This window comes from Xanthomonas sp. SHU 166 (assembly GCF_000364685.1).
GTDB classification, from domain to species: Bacteria; Pseudomonadota; Gammaproteobacteria; order Xanthomonadales; family Xanthomonadaceae; genus Xanthomonas_A; species Xanthomonas_A sontii.
The window spans coordinates 1-2,950 of sequence record NZ_AQOJ01000579.1 but is presented as its reverse complement, the minus strand read 5'-3'; the positions used below and the strand labels follow the sequence as shown (position 1 = coordinate 2,950).

The 2,950-nt window shown below is 66.6% G+C and carries 3 protein-coding genes and 1 pseudogene; all 4 read right to left on the bottom strand.

What is annotated here, in order from left to right:
- Nucleotides 1–284 (bottom strand): annotated as a pseudogene (locus D180_RS14480) (aminodeoxychorismate synthase, component I); the annotation flags it as partial.
- Between the two features lie 190 nt (nucleotides 285–474).
- Entirely contained in the window at nucleotides 475–1,710 is a 1,236-nt protein-coding gene (fabF, locus tag D180_RS14475) for a beta-ketoacyl-ACP synthase II (protein ID WP_043091024.1), read from the bottom strand.
- A gap of 129 nt (nucleotides 1,711–1,839) precedes the next feature.
- Nucleotides 1,840–2,079, bottom strand: coding sequence for an acyl carrier protein (acpP, locus tag D180_RS14470; RefSeq protein ID WP_010342475.1), 240 nt, complete (start codon nucleotides 2,077–2,079; stop codon nucleotides 1,840–1,842).
- Between the two features lie 205 nt (nucleotides 2,080–2,284).
- Nucleotides 2,285–2,950: 3-oxoacyl-ACP reductase FabG (fabG, locus tag D180_RS14465; protein ID WP_017913360.1), on the bottom strand; the 666-nt coding region annotated here is incomplete at its 5' end.

Genomic DNA, 2,950 nt, shown 5'->3' with positions numbered 1-2,950 from the left:
CCACGAAACGGCCAGCGCGGCTCGTCGCGTTCGCAGCGTTCGGCCTGCCAGTGCGCGTCCAGCGCATCGAGGAAATCGCCGGCGACCGCCGTGCCATCCAACGCGCGGGTGACCCAGTCGCGCTCCAGCCGCAGGCCCCGCCCGTCGGCGACCAGCAACAGATCCCAGCGCCCCTGCGCCGTGCCCGACGCCGCCGATTCCAGCAACACCGGATACCGCTGCGGCGCCAGGCGATGCAGCGCCAGCAGATCGACCTCGGCCGGCAAGGGAACGGTACGCAGCATCGAAGATCCGCTGGAAGAATGAAAGAAACGTCAGGAAACGGAAGGCGTCGCCAGACAAGCCCTAAGCGAGGCCGCAGCAGCGCGCGCGGACCTCACGCGCGCCGCTGGATAGATGGACGCGCGCGATGGGAGTGAGGCGCGGGCTGCGACGATTCCCGATTCCCTATTCCCGATTCCCGATTCCCGGCCCTCAGACCCGCTTGAACACCAACGTCCCGTTGGTCCCGCCGAAGCCGAACCCATTGGACATCGCCACGTCGATCTTCTTCTCGCGCGCCACGTTCGGCACGTAGTCCAGGTCGCAGCCTTCGCCCGGCTCGTGCAGGTTGATGGTCGGCGGGATGATGCCGGCGTGGATCGCCATCACCGAGAAGATCGCTTCGGCACCGCCGGCGGCGCCGAGCAGGTGGCCGGTCATCGACTTGGTGGAGCTGACCATGGTCTTGTAGGCGTGATCGCCCAGCGCACGCTTCATCGCCAGGGTCTCGGCCAGGTCGCCCAGCGGCGTGGAGGTGCCGTGCGCGTTGAGGTAGTCGATCTGGTCCGGATTGAGCTTGGCGTCCTTCATCGCCGCCACCATGCTGCGCGCGGCGCCTTCGCCGTCCTCGCTCGGGGCGGTCATGTGGAAGGCGTCGGAGCTGGCGCCGAAACCGACCAGCTCGGCGTAGATGCGCGCGCCGCGCGCCTTGGCGTGTTCGTACTCTTCCAGCACCAGCACGCCGGCGCCGTCGCCGAGCACGAAGCCGTCGCGCTCCTTGTCCCACGGGCGCGAGGCGGCGGCGGGATCGTCGTTGCGGGTGGACATCGCCTTCATCGAGCAGAAGCCGCCCACCGAGGTCGGCGAGGAGCCGCGCTCGGCGCCGCCGGCCAGCATCACGTCGGCGTCGCCGTGCTGGATCATGCGCATCGCGGTGCCGATGGAATGGTTGGAGGTGGCGCAGGCCGAGACCGCGGAGAAGGTCGGCCCCTTCAGCCCTTTGATCAGGCTCACCTGGCCCGGCAGCATGTTGATGATGGTGCTGGGCACGTAGAACGGCGAGATCTTGCGCGCGCCGCCCTCGTGGAATTTGACGGTCTGCTCCTCGATGCCGAGCAGGCCGCCGATGCCGGAGCCGAGGATCGCGCCGATGCGCTCGGCATTGGCCTCGGTGATCTCCAGGCCGGAATCGTCCAGCGCCATGAACGAGGCGCCGACGCCGTAATGGATGAACGAGTCCATCTTGCGCGCGTCCTTGGACGAGATGAACTTGGTCGGATCGAAATCCTTGATCTCGCCGGCGATCTTGGTGGTGAACTGAGACGCATCGATCTGGGTGATCGGGCCGATGCCGGAGCGTCCGTTGACGATCCCTTCCCAACTGCTGGCCAGGTCATTGCCCAACGGCGACACCAGGCCCATGCCGGTTACGACGACACGACGGCTCATTGCGAAATCTCCTCACCGCGATACGCGCGGCCTTGACGCTGTAAAAACACAGGGCCGCATGCGCGGCCCCATGGGATTGTCACGCGCATCGGGCCCACGCAGGCGCCGATGGCGATCGCGAACGCAGCCTCAGCTCTTGACGTGCGCCTTGACGTAGTCGATGGCCTGCTGCACCGAGGTGATCTTCTCGGCTTCTTCGTCCGGGATCTCGCACTCGAACTCTTCTTCCAGGGCCATCACCAGCTCGACGGTGTCCAGCGAGTCGGCACCCAGGTCATCGACGAACGATGCGTTGTTGGTGACTTCTTCTTCCTTGACGCCGAGCTGTTCGACGACGATTTTCTTGACGCGTTCTTCGATGGTGCTCATTGGGATATCGCTCCAGATGGAGTAGTGGTGGTTCGAGTTTTAGGATCCCCGCACACGGATGTGCGGTGCTCCTGTGAGGGACTCACAAAACGCCATCGGGCTGCGATGGCCGCGTTGGGTAGTGTAGTGGAAACCGACTGGCCCTTGCAGCACTGCACAAATGCCGGCCGATCAGCCACTTAGGCGCGTCCGTTGCGCCGCAGGCTCACGGCATGTACATCCCGCCGTTCACGTGCAGGGTTTCGCCGGTGATGTAGCCGGCGCCGGGCCCGGCCAGGAACGCCACCGCGTTGGCGATGTCGGACGGCTGGCCGAGCTGGCCGAGCGCGATCTGCTCCAGCAGCGCGGTGCGCTGCGCTTCCGGCAGCGCCTTGGTCATGTCGGTGTCGATGAAGCCCGGCGCGACCACGTTGACGGTGATGCCGCGCGAGCCGATTTCCTTGGCCATCGACTTGGAGAAGGCGATGATGCCGGCCTTGGCCGCGGCGTAGTTGGCCTGGCCCGGATTGCCGGTCACGCCGACCACCGAGGCGATGTTGACGATGCGGCCCTTGCGCGCCTTCATCATGCCGCGCAGCACCGCCTTGGAGGTGCGGAACACGCTGGTCAGGTTGGTGTCGATGATCGCCTGCCAGTCGTCGTCCTTCATCCGCATCAGCAGGTTGTCGCGGGTGATGCCGGCGTTGTTGACCAGGATCGAGACCGGGCCGAATTCCTTGGCGATCGCCTCGATCAGCGCATCGACCGCGGCGCCGTCGGTGACGTCCAGCGCGCGGCCGTGGCCGCCATGGGCGGCCAGGCGCGCGCCGATCGCTTGCGCGCCGGCGTCGGAGGTGGCGGTGCCGATGACGGTGGCGCCCTGCGCGGCCAG

Coding starts and splice junctions, on each gene's coding strand:
- fabF (WP_043091024.1), bottom strand. CDS start 1,710: ATGAGCCGTCGTGTCGTCGTAACCGGCATGGGCCTGGTGTCGCCGTTG.
- acpP (WP_010342475.1), bottom strand. CDS start 2,079: ATGAGCACCATCGAAGAACGCGTCAAGAAAATCGTCGTCGAACAGCTC.